The organism is Shewanella sp. YLB-07 (genome assembly GCF_009377275.1).
This window is the reverse complement of record NZ_VOQB01000002.1, coordinates 159,049-181,423: the sequence shown is the minus strand read 5'-3', so window position 1 is coordinate 181,423 and position 22,375 is coordinate 159,049. Positions and strand designations below refer to the sequence as shown.

The 22,375-nt window shown below is 45.9% G+C and carries 20 protein-coding genes; 6 read left to right on the top strand and 14 right to left on the bottom strand.

Going from position 1 to position 22,375, the window contains the following annotated elements; all coding sequences use genetic code 11:
* Positions 1–113: 113 nt before the first annotated feature.
* The 4 genes from FS373_RS04760 to FS373_RS04745 all read right to left on the bottom strand — a co-directional run bounded on the left by FS373_RS04760 (position 114) and on the right by FS373_RS04745 (position 5,353).
* Complete coding sequence (locus tag FS373_RS04760) at positions 114–860, bottom strand: SDR family oxidoreductase (protein WP_144047551.1); 747 nt, start codon at positions 858–860, stop codon at positions 114–116.
* 216 nt (positions 861–1,076) lie between these two features.
* Positions 1,077–1,541: a methyltransferase family protein gene (locus tag FS373_RS04755; RefSeq protein ID WP_152828856.1), complete on the bottom strand. Its 465-nt coding sequence runs from the start codon at positions 1,539–1,541 to the stop codon at positions 1,077–1,079.
* A gap of 93 nt (positions 1,542–1,634) precedes the next feature.
* Complete coding sequence (locus FS373_RS04750) at positions 1,635–2,297, bottom strand: MarC family protein (RefSeq protein ID WP_144047552.1); 663 nt, start codon at positions 2,295–2,297, stop codon at positions 1,635–1,637.
* A 254-nt stretch (positions 2,298–2,551) separates the two neighbouring features.
* On the bottom strand, positions 2,552–5,353 hold the full coding sequence (locus FS373_RS04745; protein ID WP_194165803.1) for an alpha/beta hydrolase family protein: 2,802 nt from the start codon (positions 5,351–5,353) through the stop codon (positions 2,552–2,554).
* A 578-nt stretch (positions 5,354–5,931) separates the two neighbouring features.
* On the opposite strand from FS373_RS04745, the gene FS373_RS04740 reads away from it, so the two are divergent.
* A complete protein-coding gene (locus FS373_RS04740; protein WP_144047554.1) occupies positions 5,932–6,939 on the top strand; it encodes an isocitrate dehydrogenase in 1,008 nt (335 codons plus the stop codon).
* Positions 6,940–7,000: 61 nt separating this feature from the next.
* Here FS373_RS04740 and rlmM read toward each other — a convergent pair whose 3' ends face one another.
* The 4 genes from rlmM to FS373_RS04720 form a co-directional block, all read right to left on the bottom strand.
* Positions 7,001–8,083, bottom strand: a complete 1,083-nt coding sequence (gene rlmM, locus FS373_RS04735; RefSeq protein WP_144047555.1) for a 23S rRNA (cytidine(2498)-2'-O)-methyltransferase RlmM — start codon at positions 8,081–8,083, stop codon at positions 7,001–7,003.
* A 200-nt stretch (positions 8,084–8,283) separates the two neighbouring features.
* The gene (locus tag FS373_RS04730) at positions 8,284–8,673 is read right to left on the bottom strand and encodes a DUF423 domain-containing protein (protein WP_077752566.1); all 390 of its coding nucleotides are present in this window, start codon (positions 8,671–8,673) and stop codon (positions 8,284–8,286) included.
* Positions 8,666–9,403, bottom strand: coding sequence for an alpha/beta fold hydrolase (locus FS373_RS04725; RefSeq protein WP_144047556.1), 738 nt, complete (start codon positions 9,401–9,403; stop codon positions 8,666–8,668). The genes FS373_RS04730 and FS373_RS04725 overlap by 8 nt, the downstream gene beginning before the upstream one ends.
* On the bottom strand, positions 9,384–10,295 hold the full coding sequence (locus FS373_RS04720) for a transcriptional regulator GcvA (RefSeq protein WP_144047557.1): 912 nt from the start codon (positions 10,293–10,295) through the stop codon (positions 9,384–9,386). The genes FS373_RS04725 and FS373_RS04720 overlap by 20 nt, the downstream gene beginning before the upstream one ends.
* A 182-nt stretch (positions 10,296–10,477) precedes the next feature.
* Between FS373_RS04720 and FS373_RS04715 the strand changes: the two genes are divergently transcribed.
* Positions 10,478–10,705, top strand: a complete 228-nt coding sequence (locus FS373_RS04715; RefSeq protein WP_144047558.1) for a hypothetical protein — start codon at positions 10,478–10,480, stop codon at positions 10,703–10,705.
* Between the two features lie 216 nt (positions 10,706–10,921).
* Here the strand turns inward: FS373_RS04715 and thiI are convergent, their stop codons facing one another.
* The 3 genes from thiI to pomA form a co-directional block, all read right to left on the bottom strand.
* Positions 10,922–12,376: a tRNA uracil 4-sulfurtransferase ThiI gene (gene thiI / locus FS373_RS04710; protein WP_144047559.1), complete on the bottom strand. Its 1,455-nt coding sequence runs from the start codon at positions 12,374–12,376 to the stop codon at positions 10,922–10,924.
* 291 nt (positions 12,377–12,667) lie between these two features.
* Positions 12,668–13,645, bottom strand: a complete 978-nt coding sequence (locus tag FS373_RS04705; RefSeq protein WP_144047560.1) for a flagellar motor protein MotB — start codon at positions 13,643–13,645, stop codon at positions 12,668–12,670.
* A gap of 4 nt (positions 13,646–13,649) precedes the next feature.
* Positions 13,650–14,417 carry a flagellar motor protein PomA gene (pomA, locus tag FS373_RS04700; RefSeq protein WP_144047561.1) on the bottom strand — a complete coding sequence of 256 codons (768 nt, stop codon included), beginning with the start codon at positions 14,415–14,417 and terminating at the stop codon, positions 13,650–13,652.
* Between the two features lie 342 nt (positions 14,418–14,759).
* Here pomA and xseB point away from each other — a divergent pair, with 342 nt between their 5' ends.
* From xseB to dxs, 3 genes are read left to right on the top strand one after another with little or no spacing between them, the layout of a single operon-like run.
* Positions 14,760–14,999, top strand: a complete 240-nt coding sequence (xseB, locus tag FS373_RS04695; protein WP_144047562.1) for an exodeoxyribonuclease VII small subunit — start codon at positions 14,760–14,762, stop codon at positions 14,997–14,999.
* Positions 15,000–15,881 (top strand): (2E,6E)-farnesyl diphosphate synthase, encoded by an 882-nt coding sequence (gene ispA / locus FS373_RS04690; RefSeq protein ID WP_322619444.1) that lies wholly within the window; start codon positions 15,000–15,002, stop codon positions 15,879–15,881.
* A 21-nt stretch (positions 15,882–15,902) separates the two neighbouring features.
* On the top strand, positions 15,903–17,768 hold the full coding sequence (gene dxs / locus FS373_RS04685; RefSeq protein ID WP_144047564.1) for a 1-deoxy-D-xylulose-5-phosphate synthase: 1,866 nt from the start codon (positions 15,903–15,905) through the stop codon (positions 17,766–17,768).
* A 240-nt stretch (positions 17,769–18,008) separates the two neighbouring features.
* Here dxs and grpE read toward each other — a convergent pair whose 3' ends face one another.
* Positions 18,009–18,638: a nucleotide exchange factor GrpE gene (gene grpE / locus FS373_RS04680; protein WP_144047565.1), complete on the bottom strand. Its 630-nt coding sequence runs from the start codon at positions 18,636–18,638 to the stop codon at positions 18,009–18,011.
* 141 nt (positions 18,639–18,779) lie between these two features.
* Between grpE and nadK the strand changes: the two genes are divergently transcribed.
* The gene (nadK, locus tag FS373_RS04675) at positions 18,780–19,658 is read left to right on the top strand and encodes an NAD(+) kinase (protein WP_144047566.1); all 879 of its coding nucleotides are present in this window, start codon (positions 18,780–18,782) and stop codon (positions 19,656–19,658) included.
* A gap of 74 nt (positions 19,659–19,732) precedes the next feature.
* On the opposite strand, the gene FS373_RS04670 is transcribed toward nadK, so the two are convergent.
* Positions 19,733–20,917 carry a TonB family protein gene (locus FS373_RS04670; protein WP_144047567.1) on the bottom strand — a complete coding sequence of 395 codons (1,185 nt, stop codon included), beginning with the start codon at positions 20,915–20,917 and terminating at the stop codon, positions 19,733–19,735.
* Positions 20,918–21,060: 143 nt separating this feature from the next.
* A complete protein-coding gene (locus FS373_RS04665) occupies positions 21,061–22,119 on the bottom strand; it encodes a CobW family GTP-binding protein (RefSeq protein ID WP_144047568.1) in 1,059 nt (352 codons plus the stop codon).
* Positions 22,120–22,375 lie beyond the last annotated feature (256 nt).

Genomic DNA, 22,375 nt, shown 5'->3' with positions numbered 1-22,375 from the left:
CTCTCCTAATTTCTGCTTCACGTCGTAGCGATGCAAAAATCATATCAAAAAAGCAGTTAACAAGGGTTAGAGATCTGCGGGATTAAGCTTAGAAGTCAAAATGGTAAATTAGCTCATCTACCACCGGCAAGATCCATAAAGGTGCCGGTCACATAGGAAGCTTCATCTGATAGTAACCAGGCAATGGCAGCCGCCACCTCCTCTGGCTCCCCACCTCTGCCCATTGGGATCATAGGCGCGAGGCGTTTCACTCTATCGGGCTCGCCCCCATCGGCGTGCATACCGGTATTGATAAAGCCTGGCCTGACACAATTAACCCGAATGCTATCATTTGCCACCTCAACCGACAGACCTCTAGTCAATGTATCGACGGCGCCTTTAGACGCCGCATAATCGACATACTCGCCCGGAGCACCGATTCTAGATGCCGCCGAGGAGACATTCACGATCGCACCACCATATCCTCCAGCAGAAATAGACATGCGTCTCACCGCTTCGCGGCAACAGAGGAAATAACTGGTGACATTATTAGTCAGTATTTTGTTAATCCGTTCTGCCGTCATATCAACTACTTTCATCTGCGGCATCAAAATGCCGGCATTATTGACTAGGGCTGTGATCTTACCCAGCTCTCGATCCAGTGTGTTGAACAGCTCAACAACCTCACGCTCAATGGATACATCCGCCTGCAGTGCCAAAGCTTCGCAACCTTTAGCCTGTAATTCAGCTACCAAGTGTTCAGCAGCCAGTTTATTTTGTTTGTAGTTAACCCCGATAGCATATCCATGATTCGCCAGATATCTTGCTGTCTCTGCGCCGATTCCGCGCCCACCGCCTGTGATCAGTGCTACTTTTTTCATTGCTGTCCTCCCGGGTTAACTTAGATTAGTGAAGTGATAGAAGCTAAAGCTAGCAAGTTAAACTAATGATTAAATTGATACTTAAAAGACCTTCTGATAATGCTCAACCTCAGGAAAAGGCTCATAGAAATTATTGCAACTTCCAGTATCATGTTTAATCCCCTTGTACACTAACTCACTGACTGATTTAATTAAAAGACTTGAGGCCAAGTTCAACTATAGCCAACGCCTGACGCGACTTCGATATGCTAGGTATTCATCACCAAATTTTTCAGTCAGATAAGCTTCTTCCGGTCGAATAGCCAGGTAATAGACAGATATACATGCCGGGATCACACTCAGCATTAACCAGATATGGCTGAAAAACAGGCCTCCCCCCAAAGGAATAGTACAAAATGCCAGGTAAATAGGATTACGGGAGTAAGCGTAGATACCCGTGGAGATAATCCTAGAAGTGGGCTTCCAGGGCTCGATATTGGTTTTGACCCGCTTAAAAAGCGTCGCTAAATGCAATAAAACCATGAGTCCAAATATGCTTAATGCCACACCTGTGTATGCTAATGCCACAGGAAAATGGATAGCTATGGGATAACTAAAGCCTAACCCTAGCCCACAAAACATAAAGAAGATAAACACCACAGGAGGCGGTATGCGTACCCCTGCACCTTTAGCATCATCCATCACTAATATCCTTATTTTGGCTCAACTTATCAATTTACCGGATGAACCTAACTCTCATTGACGACTGAAGTTAAGCTCATATTGCCAAGACTGTTAGATACCAAAGGCGCCTTTAATGCCCTCTATCGCCATCTGTGTTCCTATGACGGCGAGAATAAGGCCCATCATTCGGGTGATAGCACCGAGTGCTGCATTGCCTAAATAGCTAACCAGCTTTCCACCTGAGATAAAGAAACCGTAGGTGACAAGGCAAAGAACACCAAAGGCCCCTATGGTGATCAACATTTCCTCTATGCCCCCTCCCGCCGAAAAGCTCATGGCTGTGGCTATAGTTCCTGGTCCAGCTAAGATCGGCAGAGCCAGTGGGGATACCGCTATGCTCAGAGCAGCCTCACGTGCCTTAGCCTTATCACTAGCATTTTGTTTACTCTCACGTAATTGTTGATTATCCGGGTGATGCACGCTGGAATTATTTCCCTGCAGCATATGAAAACCAATCAAGAAAACCAGTAAGCCCCCCGTTATCCTAAATGCAGATAGCGATATTCCAAACAGGGTAAAAATATACTGACCAGCGAGTGAGAATAAGGTAATGATGATAAAAGCCAATAGCAGGGCCCTAAATGCGATGGCTTTCGTGGTTTGCTCATCTTCTTCCGAGGTTAATCCTAAAAATATTGGCACATTCGCAATAGGATTCATGATGGCGAAAAAACCCATAAACACAGTCCCCATGTGCAACCAAAGTCCATCCATATTGTTCTTTCCTTAAAGCAGAGATAAATGAGTATATTCTTGGGGTGGATTATATTTCGTCAGCCCATATAGATAACATCAGCGGGAAATAATCACAAACACTAAAAACTTAGGAGCATCCTATCCCTAATATCAGAAACTAGATTAAAATCTGAACATTGGGAAGAAATATGCAGGCTGATAGCTCAGGCCCTTATAACAGAAAGCCGAGTCTATACTCGGCTTTCTGTTATTGACTGAACTTAAGATTATGACTAGTCCGCTTTCTTATACTCGATATAAGCTTCACCTTGGGTCAACCAAGTCGGAGCAGGTGTTCCCTTAAGATAATGATCGAAATACTCCATCATGCGGATGCTGTAATCCAGCTTATTAGGATACTTCTTCAGATGATGTGGCTCATCTTGGTATTGTAGGAAGACCACATCTTTACCGGCGCGACGCATCGCTAAATAGAGCTCGATACCTTGCTCCCAAGGCACTGCATCATCTTTATCACCAAACATGATCATCATAGGTGTCTCGATGCGCTCGGCGTAGAAAACTGGTGAGTTCTCGATGTACTTCTGCGGCGCGCGAAATAGGCTCTCGCCGATACGGCTCTGGCCCGTTTCATACTGGAACTGACGCGCTAAACCACTGCCCAAACGTATACCGCTATAGGCGCTGGTCATATTTGAAACGGGAGCTCCGGAGACGGCGGCCTTGAAGATGTGAGTCTGAGTCACCGCAAATGCCGTTTGATAACCGCCCCATGAATGGCCTTGAATACCTATGGCATCGGGATCAGCAACGCCCATCTCGATGATCTTCTGCACACCCGACGTTAATGCCTGAACAGATGTTGCTCCAGGATAGCCAACTTCGAATCTGATATCAGGCAGAAAGATGGCGTAGCCATTATCGGCATACCAGGCAAAGTTAGGCCTATGATTGATCTTCATCTGTGGGAAAGCGTGCAACCTGTCACTCATGAAACGATAGAAATACACCAACACTGGGTAGCGCTGACCTTCGACATAGTTAGTTGGCTTAATTAGCACACCGTCCAGAGGCTGACCATCGCCATTAGTCCAATGGACTAACTCAGACTTTCCCCAATTAAACTGACGTTTCTGCGCATCAAAGTCAGTCTGCTTGTTGGCTTTTTGCGGCGTTAAATACTCGGCTGTATAAAGATCTGGAAACAGGTCATAGCGCTCTTTGGAGAAGACTATAGTTTCTGTATTTTTACTGCGTGTCAGCGTCTTTAGTTTGTAATCCCCCTCCATCAGGGTTTTAACACCTGCAACCCCTATGGTCGAAAGATAATACCCGTCACCTTTGGTTCTCTCGCTATAACCATGAAGTAAGACTTGCTGATCTATGGCTAGCACATCGGGATGATTCTTATCGTCGACTAAACCAGTAACCCGATATTGAATACCTTGCTTACGCCCTTTACCTGCTGTCAGCTTAAATGCCTCATGTGACTGAGTATTCACCTGCCAGATGTCGTACTTATCGTATACCAGGAAACCTGCATCATCTTTCAACCAAGGGCCGAAACCATATCCCGGTGCATTCGATGGATAGTCATGATCTTCATCGGCGAATGACACCTTCAAGTCTTTAGTCAGATTAGTGCGTCTATCTTCCGAGATTTGATACAGGTAAACATGACCTTGCTGAAAGTAAGTCACATAACGCTCGTTTGGCGAAAGAATGGGGTCTTCGCTGCTCGGCTGTTGAGTTAACACTAAACTCTTACGTCCGGTATTAAGATCGATAAGATAATAATCCCGGTAAAAACCGGCCCAAGTGATCATCTTACGATAGGGAATGTCGGAGCTTGCTAACACGAAACGAGTCTGTTCCTCTAACTCAACATCCGGCACAGTTTCATCGGCCAGCTGGACTAAGTTGTTGCTATTAAGGTGCAGTACCGCCAGATAAGTGCGCTTCTGCTCCTTCTCGTATTGTTTAACCTCATTAGGCTTAATGCGCGCATCGTCACCGTGCCATATTCGTAGCTTTCGCTGACCCGTGACGATTGACTCATCGAACAAGTCTTCTTGCTTCTCAATTGTCGCGAGCGCTAACTGCTGACTCACGTGAGGCACACGTCCAAAGAACAGACGTTGACTATCTTCGGAAAATCTCAACTTAGTATAACGGTTAAGCTTCCACTGTTTCGATGTCGGCGCGGCTTTAACCTCAGAGGTTTCTATATTAAACAGTGATAAGTTATATGAACGCCCATATGGCTCAACATCCGCTACGCCATGAGTAAAGCCAATATATTCCCCATCGTCACTGAGTGATACATGGCCAATTTGTTGATTATTATATTGGCGCACTATCACTCTGGTATTGTTACTAAGCTTAAACAGGACTAACTGATGAACCTTAGCCTTAGTATTATTGCTGGCTACTATCAGGTGCTTGCCACTCTTATCGAAATAGTAGTCGGTGACATGAGCCACTTTATGGCTAGTGCCATTTTTCAGTACCACAAGCTCAAATGGTGAGCCCTTGTCGAACTTATCGACTTCTTCACTCTTATCGTCGTCTGCCGATTCTTCTTTATCTTTCTTGTCTGATTTATCTTCTTTTGCCTCGAACCAGATAGCCAAATGACTAGCAGATTCGTTAAATTCAAACTTTTTCACTCGCTCAAAACGCGTCTCTTTACCCGTTTGAGTATCGAGTAACACCATGGCGGGTTTTAGCTTTTTCTTTTCTTGCTTCGATGCTTTCTCAAGTTCAAGCAGAGGTGTCTTCACACTAAAAGCAACAAAACGGCCATCAGCGCTAACCTTGGGCTTAGAGCCACCATCGACACTGAATGTTTTTGTCGACGTTAAACTCTTCACCAAACCATGACTGTCGCCACGATCGGGACAGATCTCAACGGCCAGTGTGGTCCCCGAATCAGAAAGCACGGGCTTCTTCAGTGATTCAAAGTGCATGATGTCATTGGGTGTTATCGCCGGATGCGCCGCCATGGCATAACCACCAGCGGTCAGTAAGCTCGTCGATAGGAATAGCAAGGATGCAATTGGTAGTGACTTCAAGGTCTTCCTCATTTTTCTTATTGTGTTAACTTTTTTTAGGTTTTGATTGGTTTTTTATTATATTTTTTACTGAAGATACTAGGGCCTGTTGACCTTTCATGGTTGTTTTTGCAGCGAGTTGTTGATTATTAATACAAGGCGGAGCTTGTGCCGTGTAGTTGCTCTACATAAACAAGCGATAACGCAGTAGAAATAGTCAACAAACGCTGCCCTGCGGGCTCATCTCAATGGCCTTATTGCCGCGTTACGTGCTTTTCGCTTAACACATTAGGCATCATCGCACGATGCCTTGCACTAAACCCATTGAAATTGAGCAAAATTCAAGCTAGAAAGATAAACAGGCCCTAGACTAAAGTCGTCTTTTTTAACCTTTAACGATCAATCATCGTCACAAGCTATATTTAATGCAAGTTACACTACATAAAAAAACGTGAGATTGCTCACTATTTTCTGTGAAAAATGTATAAAAGTGTTTAAAATAAAGATGTGAACAATAAGAAATAATTCCTAGTCGTAGCCTCCCTGTTTAAAGTGGGGTTAGACAGTAGCAGTAACGACCAACCGTGGAAGGATTCTCCATGTCAAAAAGAATGATAACCGTGATCCCTGGTGATGGGATTGGACCTAGTATTATCGACGCAGCAATTAAGATCCTCGATAAAGCAGGTTGTGATTTCGAATACGAATTTACCGATGCGGGTTTAACTGCACTAGAAAAGCATGGGGAACTACTACCTCAGCGCACTCTCGATATGATTGAGAAAAACAAGATCACCCTTAAAGGTCCATTAACGACCCCAGTTGGTGAAGGTTTTACCTCAATCAATGTGACCTTGCGTAAGAAGTTTTGTCTTTACGCCAACATACGACCAGTCGTGTCTTTTAAAGGTACGCAAGCGCGTTATGAAAACATTGACATCATCACAGTACGTGAAAATACCGAAGGCATGTATTCGGGTCTAGGCCAGACACTTTCTGAAGATGGTTCAACTGCTGAAGCGACCAGTATCATCACGCGTAAGGGTGCGGAACAGATCACAACATTTGCTTACGAGCTAGCGCGTAAAGAAAATCGCAAGAAAGTGACCATAGTTCATAAAGCTAACATCATGAAGTCAACTTCGGGTCTATTCCTGAAAGTCGCTCGTGAAGTGAGCCTACGTTACCCCGACATCACCACAGAAGAGATGATCGTCGATGCAACCTGTATGAAGCTGGTCATGAACCCGGAAATCTTCGACGTTATCGTTACCACTAACTTATTCGGTGACATTCTGTCAGATCTTTGTGCAGGTCTGGTTGGCGGCTTGGGCATGGCTCCGGGTGCTAATATAGGTAAAGATGCGGCTATTTTTGAGGCTGTACATGGTAGCGCACCGGATATTGCTGGTAAGAACTTAGCTAACCCAACCTCGGTTATCTTGGCTTCTATCCAGATGCTTGAATATTTGGGCATGGCAGACAAAGCTGAAAATATTCGTGCAGCAGTATCTGCGGTTATCGCCGAAGGCGACCGCACCACACGTGATTTAGGTGGTACTCATGGTACGACTGATTTCACTCAAGCTGTGATAGACCGTCTGTAAAAAGACTCGAGTTCCTAGGTTCTAGAACCTAGGAACTTATTTCCCTAGTGCCTTCTCTGACCTAGAAACCTTTAGTAGGATTTAACCTCAGGTGTACAGTCACCTCATCACGATCGTGATAGAGATGCTTACAAGAAAGCTCAAACTCCTTGACGTCATTTTCCTTTAAGATCTCAGTCATGGTCTTAAGAATAGTCGAAACATCTTTATATCTGCTCTTCATCGGCAGTTTAAGGTTGAAGATAGCTTCTTTAAACCAACCATTGATCGCCCAAGCTTCGATAAGCTCGGCTACCCGTGACGGCTTCTCAATCATGTCACACACCAGCCAATAAATGTTCTTTCTCGGTGGCTCGAAACGAAAGCCATCGGCTTGATAATGTTTAACTTGACCAGTATCCATTAACCCTTGATCCATTGCCCCGTTATCAACGGCCGCCACAAACATGCCACGACGCACCAGTTGATAGGTCCAACCACCAGGGCAAGCCCCCAAGTCAACCGTATACAGGCCACTGGTTAAGCGTGTCTCATGCTCATCTTTAGGGATAAAGTGAATAAAGGCTTCGTCCAATTTCAGCGTTGAACGGCTAGGCGCGTCCGCTGCCATCTTGAGTCTGGGGATGCCGCAAGCATAGGGCGAGCTATTATTACTCAACGAAAATCCAACATAAGCCGTTCCCGGAGCCACGAAACAGACGTGAATAATAGGACGTTTAGGGTTTTCTTTTTCGAGCAAGATGCCCGCTTTTTTTAATTTTTGCCTTAAGGGTACGGTAAACTTACGACAGAAAGTCGACAGCTCTTTCGCTTCGTTGGTATCAGGCGTCTCAACCCTTAACTCACCCGCATAGCTGATTTTTGACAAGGCTTCGAGGATGGGTGAGATTCTGTCTTGTTCCGGTAGGTTCTTCAACAACTCAGCTGCCGCAAACATCTGCCTGGCAAAGATCAAAGAGTCTAATTTGATCTTCTGCACCAAAATATCAGCATCACCAGCATTAAAGCACTGAAAAATCACGTAGGCATCATTCTTATTGGTTTTTACGAAACCACCAATGTCGAGCGCTGCGGCGCGGTGTTGTATCTCTGCAGCACAATCTTTCTCATAGCCTGCACGACAAAACAAAAATAGGTTAATCATCTACATTCCTGAAGCTAACCAATACTGACTTTTCAATATTGATTTTTGCGAATATTAAGTCGACACGAATATTAAATCGGCATGTTTAAACAAAAACGGCGACCATATTCATAATGGCCGCCATTCTACACTGTCTAAGTTATTCGGCCAACTCTGACGCCAGAGCAGCACACCAAAGTTAGGCTTGCTCTAATCATGGTCTAATCGTTGAGTTCGACCACTCTGTTACGCCACACTGCCAATGCGATGAATAACCAGCCCAAGAGTAAACAGAAGCCGCCAATAGGCGTTATCGGTCCGGTCCATTTAGCACCCAGTATTGCATAGGCATACAGAGAGCCCGAGAACAGCACTATGCCCCCCATAAACAAATAACCCGCCCAATCGATCAACCTAGACGGTAGCCAATGTCCCGCAAAGGCCACGGCGATCAAGGCAAAGGTATGGTAAAACTGGTATTCCACCCCTAAGTTAAAGATAGCAATCATCTCTGGCGTGGCGATCTGTTTTAAACCGTGCGCACCAAAGGCGCCGAAAGCCACCGACATGAAGCCGCTCAACGCCGCCAATAATAGAAACCCTTTACGCATCTAGCCCCCTGATAAAATTGATACTATGAGAAATTGCAGCATTAATGTTAGCTTCTTGGGTGCTGCCTGACGACTTTCTTGGCTTAAAACTATGATCGCCGTCGGTTAACCAATGTAATCTGACTTTCTCCATCACAGACCAGAGTTCAACTTGCCCTTTCCCGCCAAACTTATCTCTCTCGCCCTGAATCACGCACAGAGGCGCCTGACACTCTTCGATGGGTGCAAGCCTCGGCTCACCGCCTTTGAGTGCGATAAAGGGGTACCCCAGACAGATCACACCATCAACTGGCGTATCGGCCGCAAGAATGGCCGCCATGCGTCCCCCCATAGATTTCCCCATCAAGATAATTCGCTTAGGGGAGTACTCTCGTTTGATGGCTTTGATGTGAATATTAAAATCTTTGAGTATCTTGGGCGCGCGATCCGGTGGACGACGCTTACCGTCCAAGACATTGGCTCGCATATAGGGAAAGTTGAATCTCAATACACCTATGCCATGCTCGGCACCTTTATCCAAGAGTCCTCTCGCCATCTCTTGCATAAAGTCACTGTGCATATTAGCGCCGGCGCCATGAGTAAAAATGATCAAGGTCTCATTGGGAGTCCCATCGAGCATACACTCACTCTCTAGCAAGTCCTCAGTTTCTAAAGGGACTTTAATCAGAAAACATTTACTCTCTACGGCCACTTCATCTTCGAGGGTCTTATTAACCTGGGAGCAGTTCACTGCGAGACTCCTCTTCAAACATATCCAACATCCACTCACGAAAAGCCGCGATCTTGCCAATCTCGGCATGGTTCTGCTGACAAACTAAATAATATGCATTTTTGCTGACCAAAACTTCGGGGAAAGGACACACTAACCTGCCTGCCTTAATATCGGGACGAGCCAGTACGCTGTACCCTAAGGCCACACCTTGTCCATGAGCCGCAGCTTGCAAGACCAGAGAAGAATGACTAAACATCGGCCCTTGGTTCACATTAATATCATTAATCCCGCATTGTCTAAACCAAGCTTGCCAATCATGACGGTTGGTATCATGCAGTAAGGTATGATGTTTAAGGTCACTTGGCTTATCTAATGGCTTAGAACCGTTTAATAAAAGAGGAGAACAAACCGGGATCAACACCTCATTTTTGAGCTTATCGGCGCGTAATCCAGCCCAATTCCCCTGCCCATAAAAAATGGCAACGTCGACATCATCAGAGAGCGCGGCAGCGTCATCATCCACAGCCTTAATTCTGACATCGATATCTGGATTGTTCTCGCTAAATTTGGCCAACCTTGGCACTAACCATTGAATGGCAAAACTTGGCGACATGCTCACTGTGAGCGAGCCTATGGCACTTCTTGCCAACAACCTATCGGTCGCATCGGCAAGTTGAACGAAGATATCTTTAATGTCGAGAAAATAGCCCTGACCTTCTTCCGTTAACAATAAAGAACGGTTCTTCCGGCGAAATAATTTTAGGCTTAAAAACTCTTCCAGCGCCTTAATTTGATGACTCACTGCAGCTTGGGTCACAAACAATTCTTCTGCGGCGCGAGTAAAGCTGAGATGCCTAGCTGCGGCCTCAAATGCTTTCACCGCGTTCAATGGAGGTAAGCGTCTTGACATAGTGATCAGGATCTCATTTTTTAATTAGTTTTTCTAATCCGTATTGTTACATTTTATCGTTTGTAAAGGAATGCGTTTTTGGTTAAATTTCGCACCAATAAAATGACTATAGTTAGACAGCCTCTACGACGTAACTGGGGAGTGTCTGACAACACGAATGACCCGCCCGGAGGCGTCTTAATATGATAAATCTTAAAACTGTTTTTGTACTCGCTCTTCTTACAACTGCTACGAGTGTCAGTGCCGATGAATTCGCCATAGACACAATCGATCTTCACGCAACTATAGCCACAGATCTTGCTGAGGGCATGGAGATGATGCAGCAAAACCTGAATGAAGACATGACCAGTATGCTAATAGCCACAGATCAAGCAGCTGAAGCCACTGCGAATGTAACGCGTTCCGAGTAACACTTTTAAACCAAGCCAGGCATGAACTCTCTAGGTTCTAGAAGCCGCATAGCTTACTTCCAGCTAATGCGGCTTTTTTGTGTCTGAAAGCAAGGCAATAACAAACCGCATCTAATTAGATGCGGCTTGTGAGCTTAATTGTCAGTGACTTAAATATGGCGACTGAAACATGGGCTAAATGGCCCAGCCACTTGATAACAATCCAGGCACTGGGGCTTATGGACGGTATACCTTTACGTTCTCATAGCCTTGCTCTTGAAGATAAAGCGCTTGCAGCTTACTCATCACACCACGATCGCAATAGAGCAGATAGGTTTTATCCTTGGCTAAGTCGGCAAATTGTGTCGCTAACTTAAAGAAAGGAATAGTTTTAACTTCAACACCGTCCACCTTGAGTGGATCACGCTCCTCCTCTTCCGGCGATCTGACATCTATGATCACTTCGCTGGAATCGACTGAATCAACGGTTTCAGTCTCCGCTATCTGAGCATCCACGCTCTTGGCTATCTCGCGGATATCTATGATCACAGCCGCCTCGATAACACGATCGATAAGATCTTCAGAGAACTTGAGTTCTTCGGCTTCAATCTTGGCAAGTACAGCCTTCACTGTCGGTTTTTGTGAGATCACGCCGCAGTATTCAGGAATAGACTTAGCGAAATCTTCAGTACCTATCTCACGACTGATATCGATGATATCTTGCTTGTCCATGGCAATTAAGGGACGAAGAATGAGTTGCTCGGTACAACGGTCGATAACATTGAGGTTAGTCAAAGTTTGGCTGGACACTTGTCCCATGGCCTCACCAGTAACCAAGGCTTGAATCCCCATCTTATTGGCGACTTTAGTGGCTGCTCGCATCATCATACGCTTGAGGATAACGCCCATCTGACCGTTATCTATTCTTTCCAGTATTTCAGTCACCACAGGATCGAACGGCACAGAGATAAACTTTACCTTGTGCGACTCACCGTACTTCTGCCACAAATGATAAGCCACTTGCTTAACGCCGATCTCATGTTGATCGCCACCTAGGTTAAAGAAACAGTAATGAGTTCTGGAGCCACGCTTGATAAACTGATAACTAGAGACACCGGAATCGAAACCACCAGAAATAAGCGAAAGCACATCTTCCTGGGTCGCCATAGGGAAACCGCCCAGGCCAGGAATGCGCTTCACCACCAGATAAAGATTTTCTCTGTCGATCTCTAAGTTAATCGTCATATCGGGATTCTTGAGTTTAACGCCCTTAGCCTCGGTGAACTGGTTTAAGCCGCCACCCACATAACGTTCAACTTCAATTGACTTGAAATCATGATTACCCACACGTTTAGCGCGAACACAGAATGTCTTACCCGCGAGATCATCCTTATACAAGGCCAATGTCTGCTGGTAAATATCATCCATCGACTCGAATGTACTCTCATTGACCTGCAGAATATGGGCTATACCCGGAATGCAAGCTAAACGCTCCCCAAATGCTTCAATCAGATCGGGTCTATCGCTTGGTACCATCACCATGATCTTATCCCATTCGCGCTTAACCTTAGCCGTCTCATCGACTTTCTTAAGTACGTTACGGATATTGGTTTCAAGCATTTTGGTAAAACGCATTCTTACCGGTTTGCTTTTCATCATGATTTCAGGGAACAATTTTACGATAAATTTCATCAGGGTCTTCCGGGGGGATAAAGCCATTAAATAATATTGGGCGGTATTATACCAGTTCCATTAAGTAAGTGATCATTCAGCGATCATAAATTTAATGGAATTGGTATTACACCAGAAGCGAGGGAGATTGCCTATGTTGAATTCACAGTGTTTGCTAAGCGTAAAAGAGATAAAACCAGAGCGGTTAAAGAAAGAGTTGAAAGGGCGGAGTTAAAAAGAAATAAGTAAAAAGGAAGTGCATCTGCACTTCCTTATATTTAGTTTTTCGGCGGTGAACTTGGGCCAAGCTACTTATTGCCCTACGAGTATCTCATCTGAGTACTTGGGCTTTCCTTGCTCAATGGCTATTTCAACTCGACGATTTCGAGCCCGATTACTCGCCGAATTATTGTCAACTAACGGGTTTGAATTAGCCATGCCAACCACTTTCATCCTATTTTGGTCAAAGCCTCTCACTTTAATAAGCTCATGAGCGACGGCAACCGCACGCTTACTCGACAAGTCCCAGTTAGAGCTATAGAGCTCATTGCTGATATTCATGTCATCAGTGTAGCCCGACACAGTCACTATTCCAGGAATATCCCTGAGTAGCTCGCCAACCCTGCGAACCACAGGCTTAAACCTAGGCTGTAAGAAGCCGGAGCCGGAAGAGAACGCCCCCTTCTCACGGATCCGAATGATTATCTGTTGCCCGAGAGACTCTATCTCAATTGCCCCATCAACAATCTCTTTATTGAGCTCTTGGGCCATCTTCTTCACTTGGTCGTTGATGTTTTCCTGAGCGGCAGCCTGTGCTTTGGACTCCTCCTCTGCCCTCGCCTTAGATTCCGACTCGGCCTTAGACTCGGCTTTGGCTTCGGCTTGCTCTTGCGCCGTCGCAGAAGCTTCACCACCACGTTGCTCACCACGTTGCTGCTGCACACCACCGGCGCTGTCATCATCACCGGCTTGATATTCCAGTGTCGGCTCAGTCATCTCGTTGGTTTGCTGGTTAATTATCTCGATTGGAGTAGGTTCGGGGCGGCCAGGTCTGAACTCCAGGGCTATAACCGAGGTGCCCTTGGGAATATCTTTGACTTCAACTTTATTTTGCACCCCGAAGGCATATTTCATCGAGCCAGCAATCTGCTTGAACTTCATCACATCCATCTCAGAAAATGAAAGCAGGAGTACGAAGAAACACATCAGCAGTGACATCAGGTCGGCGAAGGTTGCCAACCACAAGGGCGCGCCTGCTGGAGGACAGTCACACTTAACCTTCTTAGCCATCCGGCTATTCCCCGTCCGTCGTATCTATCTGTCGCAGCTTCTCTGAAAGGTAGTTCTTTAAGAAACCTTCTATCACTCTGGGGTTTTGCCCATCTTGAATTGCGAGCACCGCATCCATGATCAGATTACGATTAAGCATCTCCTCATCCATACGCAGCCCCAGTTTCCCCGCAATAGGTATCGCAACCATGTTAGCGATCATCGCACCATAGAGCGTAGTTAACAACGCAATCGCCATCGCTGGGCCAATTGACTTAGGGTCATCCATATTCGACAACATACCCACTAGCCCTACCAAGGTGCCGATCATTCCCATGGCAGGGGCAACATCACCAATGGCCGTAAAAATACTAATCCCCATTTTATGACGCTGCTCAGTGAGTGCGATATCCTTCTCTAACGCGTCTCGTACCACATCGCCGTCGTGTCCATCGACTAACATATCAACCGCTTTTTGCATAAAACTATTGTTAATTTCGGCTTCTTCCAAGGCTAAAAAACCACCTTTGCGGGCGGCATCTGCCATGGTCACAGATTGCTCGATAAGCTCATCTGGCTTATCTATCTTAAATATAAATGCCTTAGCGCCAATTTTCACTGACCCCAAAAACTGCTTGAGGTTATATTTCATCATCACGACAAAAAACGTACCGCATATTACAATTAACACAGAAGCGGTATCGATAAAAATACCAATACCACCACTCGTGGCCATAGCCCCAAGGATAAATCCAAATGCACCGATAAGGCCGATCAGGGTCGCTAAATCCACAACTGCTCCTCAAATGAAACTGATTCCAGAGACATAGGCTCTGATCAGCATGAAATAGGTAAATGTTCAACATGAGGCCAATGTACTTAGACACACACGTATATTGAAAGTGATGTAATGAAAATCTGATTTTAACGATTATCAATTAAGCCATCATGGCAAAATAAATAATACCTTACCTTCAATTATCGGACAGCTTACACGCAAGTTTAGCTTCAAATTCAATTTTTTATAAAAAAACCTCTAGAAAGCGTGCTATTGCACAAATTTAGGGCAGGCAGATTTGACCCTTGCCGCTGGCTGCGATACCTTGTCTCACGCTAATTTCTAGGAATCCTTGTCGTGGCTAAAAAACCTGAAAATCTCACTTTTGAAGAATCCCTCACCGAACTCGAACGCATAGTTTCAGATCTTGAACAGGGAGATGTGTCACTCGACGATGCCCTAAAACAGTTTGAAAGAGGCATAAAGCTGGTTCGAAACAGTCAGGGAAAGCTGGAACAAGCCCAGCAAAAAGTGTCTATATTGATGCAAGAAGATGAAAAATCATCGCTGACCCCTTTTGATTCTGAGGGAGAATAAGTGTTAGTCGATACGATCACTCGATACCAGCAACGTGTCGATAGCCAGCTAAAAAAGATCATTGATAGTCAAACTGTCACAGACCCTAAACTCCTTGCTGCGATTAAGCACGGCGCCTTACTCGGTGGCAAGCGTATACGACCTTTCTTGGTTTATGCCATCGGCGATATGCTCAGCATCCCACTGGAAAAGCTGGATTCATGTGCCGCCGCTATCGAATGTGTTCACGCGTATTCTCTCATCCATGACGACCTCCCGGCCATGGATGATGATGCGCTCCGCCGCGGACAGCCTACGGTTCATGTAGCCTTCGATGAGGCCACGGCGATTCTGGCAGGCGATGCACTGCAAGCCCTTGCCTTTGAAGTCATGTGTGAGCCTATTAACGGAATAGCGCCTAGGCAAAATTTAGCCATGGTTCGCGCCTTAGCCAAGGCTTCAGGCTATTCGGGTATGTGTGGCGGCCAAGCCATGGATCTAAGTGCCACGAATAAACCAATAGACTTAGCGACGCTCACCCAACTGCACAAATTAAAAACCGGCGCTCTAATACGCTGCGCCGTTGAACTGCCTATGATTGCGGCGCAAGTATCCAAGGAAGAACAGACACTTCTAATGGAGTTTGCCGATGCCATAGGTTTAGCATTTCAGGTGCAAGACGATGTACTGGATATTATCTCTAGTACAGAAGAGCTCGGAAAACCACAAGGTTCTGATTGCGAATCAAACAAAAGTACCTACCCTCAACTACTCGGATTAGCAGGCGCACAGACTACAGCCAAGAGTTTGATTGAGGATGCTCTATCAGCGCTGACCAAATTACCATACAATAGTCAGCTAATTGCCGAATTCGCCCGTTACATTATAGAGCGAAGAGTTTAATAAAAGAGACAATGTATCTCGATGAGTTTGGATATTTCCCAATACCCTGTGCTTGCACAGGCTAATACCCCAGATGAGCTAAGACAGCTTCCTCAAGACTTGTTGCCACAATTGGCCGACGAGTTAAGAAGCTTTCTGCTGAAATCAGTGGGTAGATCAAGTGGTCACTTCGCTTCCGGACTAGGTACGGTTGAGCTCACAGTGGCCCTTCATTACGTCTATAATACGCCGTTTGATCGTCTGATCTGGGATGTAGGCCACCAGGCTTACCCCCATAAAATCTTAACTGGACGCCGTGACAGGATGCATACCATACGTCAAAAAGGGGGGATACATCCTTTCCCATGGCGTGAAGAGAGTGAGTACGATACCTTCAGCGTCGGTCACTCGGGTACATCGATCAGTGCAGCATTGGCTATGGCCGTTGCCGCAGAGAAAGAGCAGGCCGGACGAAAAGTCGTTTCAGTCATAGGTGATGGTGCCATGACCGGCGGAATGGTATTTGAAGCCATGAACCACGCCGGCGATCTTCACAATGACATGCTGGTCGTGCTTAACGATAATGAGATGTCGATCTCAGAGAATGTGGGCGCACTCAATAATCATCTAGCCCAACTCATGTCTGGTCGATTGTACACCACGATTAGAGAAGGCAGTAAGAAGGTACTCAAAGGCATGCCAGTCATCAAAGAGATGGCAAAGCGCACCGAGGAGCACCTCAAGGGCATGGTTGTCCCAGGCACCATGTTTGAAGAGCTAGGGTTCAACTATATCGGCCCAATCGATGGCCACGATGTCGATGCTTTGGTCGAAACGATGCGCAATATGCGTAATCTGTCCGGACCACAAATTTTACATATCATGACCAAAAAAGGTCGTGGTTATGAACCTGCAGAGAAAGACCCTATCGGCTGGCACGCCGTGCCCAAGTTCGATCCATCAACGTTCGAGAAGCCAGCATCTAAGCCTAGTCATCCGACCTTTTCACAAGTGTTTGGAAAATGGCTGTGTGATATATCGGAGCAAGATGACAAGGTCCTTGGCATCACCCCCGCGATGCGCGAAGGCTCAGGCATGGTTGAATTTTCTCAGCGATTCCCCAAGCAGTATTTCGATGCAGCTATCGCCGAGCAGCATGCCGTCACTCTCGCTGCAGGCTTTGCCTGTGAAGGGCTCAAGCCTGTCGTCGCTATCTATTCGACGTTCCTTCAGCGAGGTTACGACCAGCTGATACACGACGTTGCGTTGCAGAAACTCCCTGTGCTGTTTGCTATAGATCGTGGTGGCATAGTGGGGGCAGATGGCCCGACTCACCAGGGCGCCTTCGATCTGAGCTTTATGCGTGCCATACCCAACATGGTCATCATGGCGCCATCCGATGAAAATGAATGTCGTCAGATGCTCTACACAGGTTACTGCTATAAAGACGGTCCTACTGCCGTGCGTTACCCTCGAGGAAGCGCCACGGGTGAGCCACAAGTCGAAGAGATGACAGCCCTGCCAATTGGCAAAGGTTTGATCAAACGACAAGGCACTAAAATTGCCATACTCAACTTCGGCACACTCTTAGACAGTAGCTTGGTCGCAGCCGAATCTCTCGATGCAACAGTCGCCGATATGCGCTTCGTTAAACCCTTAGATGTTGAGCTGGTCAAACTGCTTAGCGAAAGCCATGATCTGCTTGTCACGGTAGAAGAGAATGCCATCATGGGCGGCGCAGGTTCCGGAGTATTAGAGGAACTGCAACAACTGAAACGTCCTATGCCTGTGTTGCAAATAGGCTTACCGGATGAGTTTATTAAGCATGGCGAGCAGAAAGAGATCTTGGCCGAACTTAGACTCGACAGTGCGGGAATTCTTGCACAAATAGAAGAGTATCTTAAATAAGCTTGATTGGTATCTTGAAAACAAACGTATATTTCTATCCATGACCTCTAGGGATGGAGGGAATGTCATCTAGATGCCTAGAGCATCTTTGACCCATGGGAAATATACATAAGTGTTCCAGACACAAAAAAGACTGCAATTGCAGTCTTTTTTGTGTCTGGATGTACTTATCCCCGGAGGCCATGGAAGGCCTAAGAGGGGATTTTGTATCTAGCTCCTAGAAACTAGGTACTTCTAACGTTAAGCCTTCGTATCTACCGAACCACCGCCTTGAGACACCATCACCATAGCAGGGCGCAATAGACGCTCATTCAAGATGTAACCTTTCTGCATGACCATCATTACCGTATTCGCGGGGAATTCAGCGCTAGGCTGCATGCCGATAGCCTGGTGATGCTCTGGATTGAAAGCTTCACCTTGTGGGTCTACCACTTTCAGACCGAACTTATCCACGGTAGAGATAAAACTCTTGAGTGTCAGTTCAACGCCCTCATAGATAGCTTTAGTCTCTTCGGCTTCTGCGTCTGTTCCCTGAAGCGCACGCTCCATATTATCGATCACAGGAAGTAGCTCATTGGCAAACTTCTCCAGAGCGAACTTACGAGCTTTCTCAACATCTTGAGCTGCACGACGACGAATATTGGCCTCAGATGCTGCAGCGCGAGTCACTGAGTCTACCTGCTCCTCGACTTTAGCTTGAGACTCGGCTAGTGCCTGCTCTAACTCTTCAATACGAAAGTTGGCTTGGGTTAACTCATCCATCAAACCTGCTCCATCTGTGCCAGTTTCAGCTTCATCAGCAGTTAGAATTTCACCTTCTACCACAGTATCGACTTGTTCTTGTTCCGCTTTACTCGATTCGTTGCTCATTCTTACTCCAGCTAAAATGCTTTGTTTCTGCTTGCTCTGGGCATATACTCAATTAACTTGAAAATGCTCGATCTCGCATACCAAGTTGTTTGAACATATTATGGGGATCAAATTACCGGATTCAAGGCCTAGCAGATAATTATGCCTAAAACATTTCAAACTATCGGCCTAATTGGAAAGCCGAACCATCACGGCACCCATCTCACTCTGAAACGTTTACACCATTGGTTGTCTATGCAAGGCTTCGATATATTGGTGGAAGAAAGAGTCGCCGCCGAGGTTGGCCCTCAATGCGAATCAGTCGATCTACTCGAATTAGGTGAGCGATGTGACTTAGCCATCGTCGTTGGCGGTGATGGTAATATGTTAGGTGCCGCTCGAGTACTTGCCAGATTCGACATAGGTGTTATCGGTGTCAACCGAGGTAACCTGGGGTTTCTGACTGACCTTCCTCCCGATTCTTTCGAGAACGCCTTGGGCGAAGTGCTCAATGGCAGTTTCGAAACTGAATTTCGTTTCTTGCTCGAAGCCGAGGTTCATCGCCATGGCCATATGAAGTCCAGTAATACAGCCGTCAACGAGGCGGTACTGCATCCAGGCAAAGTCGCTCATATGATAGAATTTGAGGTCTATATCGATGATGTCTTCATGTACAGTCAACGCGCCGATGGCATGATAGTGTCGACACCGACTGGCTCGACCGCCTATTCGCTTTCTGCTGGCGGAGCCATACTGACACCCAATCTCGAAGCCTTGATATTAGTGCCCATGTTTCCCCACACGCTCTCTTGCCGCCCCATAGTGGTCGATGCTTGTAGCAAGATTAAGTTAGTTGTCTCACCCGACAATGGTGATAATTTGGAGGTGAGCTGTGATGGACACGTCGCCTTACCTGTCCTTCCCGGTGACGAGATATTGATCAAGCGCAGTCATGAGCGACTCAGGCTAATCCACCCCAAGGGCCATAACTACTTCCACGTGCTAAGAAGCAAGTTAGGCTGGGGAAGTAAACTCTTCTAGCGATTAGTTATCAGACATATCAGAAATGGCCTCGAATTACTCGCGGCCATTTTTTTATTTTATTACAAAGTAAGTTAACTTCTATCTAAGGTAAAATCTAATTGAACCAGGCTGTCTGCAGCAACAGGTTTCCCATCAACAAATTTGGGTGCATAGCGCCACTTTTCCAACGCCTTTAGGGATGCTCGTTCAAACCCTGAACTTCCCTTAGAATTAACCACTTTGGGATCTGTCACAAAACCAGACTCATTGACAGTAAAAGCAACTTGTACCCAGCCCTCTTTTCCAGTGCTAGCTGCTGACATGGGATACTTTGGATTGATACGATACAGGGGAGTTTGCTCTTGATTTTCCTGCCAAGGGCGCATACTGCCTATTGCGATGCAGTGCTTTGTTGAAGATTCACTATCCCCCTCTTTTTCGTATAGCTCAACTAGACGAGCATGTGACGCCAGTTCATAGGGATGGCTGTAATTCAGTTTTGAGAACTGGGTTATCACCTCTTCAAAAAGTGGAATGGCTTTACTCTCTCTCCTCTCTGCAAACCAAATCATGCCAGCAGTGTAAGTCGCCTCCACTCTTTTCAAAGCATCTTGTGGCAACTTTTCCTGGTAAATCTCGAAGGCATCAAGCGCATAATCGCGCACTCTACGATCATAGTATTCAGAGTTTTTTAGCCCATTAAAGGCACTCATTTGCACACTGGCTAACAGTAGTGGACGTTCACTGTCTTCGGCTATCCCTACCGCATGATGATATTGAGATTTGGCTTTTCTTGCATCTGAGCTTGTCTGCGCAGCACCAAGTAAAGGATCGATAGTCTCTAAAGAGTCCTCTCCAAACTCAGTTTCGTAAATACTTAGGGCAATCAGGTAAAGCTGATGAGCCTTCTCTGCACGTTCATTTTTAGACTTCCTGTCTAGACTCTTATCTTTGTGTTGTAAGGCCGTCGCATAATTTAACGCCAGATTGGCAGTATCTAAGCTCTTATCACCGAACTCTTGTTGGCCCAATTCATATGACTCGGCCGAATACTGGAGCATTGCAGCAGCATCATTGTCTGTCACAGCATGCTTATACGCCTTGTAACTATCATTGAAGGTTACTGCCACATCAGACACTGGGCTAATATCTGAGGCAGACTTTAAGCCAAGCACCGGGGTAGACTCAGTGGCTGAAAGCAAAAAACTTGGGGCAGCGATTAAAAGAGTAAGGCCTAAAAGCTTAGGTTTAGCTAGAAGATGAATAGGTGACATCATAAATATCCATATTTATACAAAGTGAATAATAACGAGACCAGAGGTCTCTGTTACATCACCCTAACTGAAACACCACCATGACTCCAGCAATTACAACTTTAGATTTACAAAGTTTAACCAATAAAGATAAAACGTGTATGGCACTAAAAGCTAAGCTGGCGAGACAAGCTAATCAGTTCAGCTTCTATCACCTTAGCATTTATCTGCGACAAACTGATAAGCTCGAGTCGGGAGTCCATCACATCATCTAGCTCGGTAATCGTCATCTCACCATCAACCAGATTAATTCCGGCAATGCCCTCGTCGGTAATAACTACGGCTTTAAAGCGTAATACATCTAAACTTTTCACCCAAACCAGAAGCTCATCGAAGTTAAATTCATAACTTGGGTCAAATACCCAGCCACAACTATAAGCTCCCTCGCCCACATTTGATTTAGACACAATGCCACGTTCGTCAAACTCCAATACACCGGCATTATAATCGAGCTCAAACACACTGGTTTTAGGAGTTAACAAGGATACTGGCTTACTGGGTTTTGCTGCAGGTATGACCGCAGGTTCATTTAACAGGGTCATTAACTCGTGAGGCAATGCCGCAGAATCAACCCCAGCCATGCTGACAGTGAGTAAGCTGCTGGCCTTGTTAAACTTCGGCCCTAGCAGGCTTTTCTGCTGCAGATAATCTTTAAGATCAGCCAAACTATCTCGGGTATAGAGGTCGGCCTTAGTCGCCAATATGATATCCGCGACCTCGAGCTGCTGATTGAAAATATCATGTTCCCGATAACGTGCATCGGTGACTTTTCTGGCGTCGACCAGACACAGGGTGGACTTTAATTTAATCACATTCTGATAGTGAGGCTCACTGAGCACCTTAAGCACTTCCCTTGGATGGCCCAACCCCGTCGGTTCTATCAGCAGTCTATCTGGCTTTGCCTTAGCGATAAGCTGATTGATGGCAACCTGCATAGGCACACCTGCTGCGCAGCACATGCAGCCACCAGCTACTTCACGAATTTCCACAGTCTCACCGCTCCCGCCCAGCAAAGCGGCATCTATGCCCACTTCACCAAATTCATTGACTAGCACGGCCCATTTCTCATTCACTGGCTTATCGGCTAACAGACGCTTGATTAGCGTGGTCTTGCCAACTCCTAGAAAACCGGTAATAACATTGGTGGCAATTGGCTTAATGATCATCTTAAGGCCCAGAACGAGTTAGAAGTAAAGTAGCCGTCCAGTGTAGTAATTAATCTTACAAGTCTCAATACCTGTTACAAAGATCCCTCTCCTAATCGTTCAAGCGCAAGGTCCAACATCACAACTTAGATACTTAATCAGCCAACAAGCGCAACATACGCATAAAAACAGTGCGATTGAACTCATTTTTTGATCTGTTTCATATCCAGTTAATGGACACCTGTATAGAATCCTATCGAAGCTCAAATAAATGAGC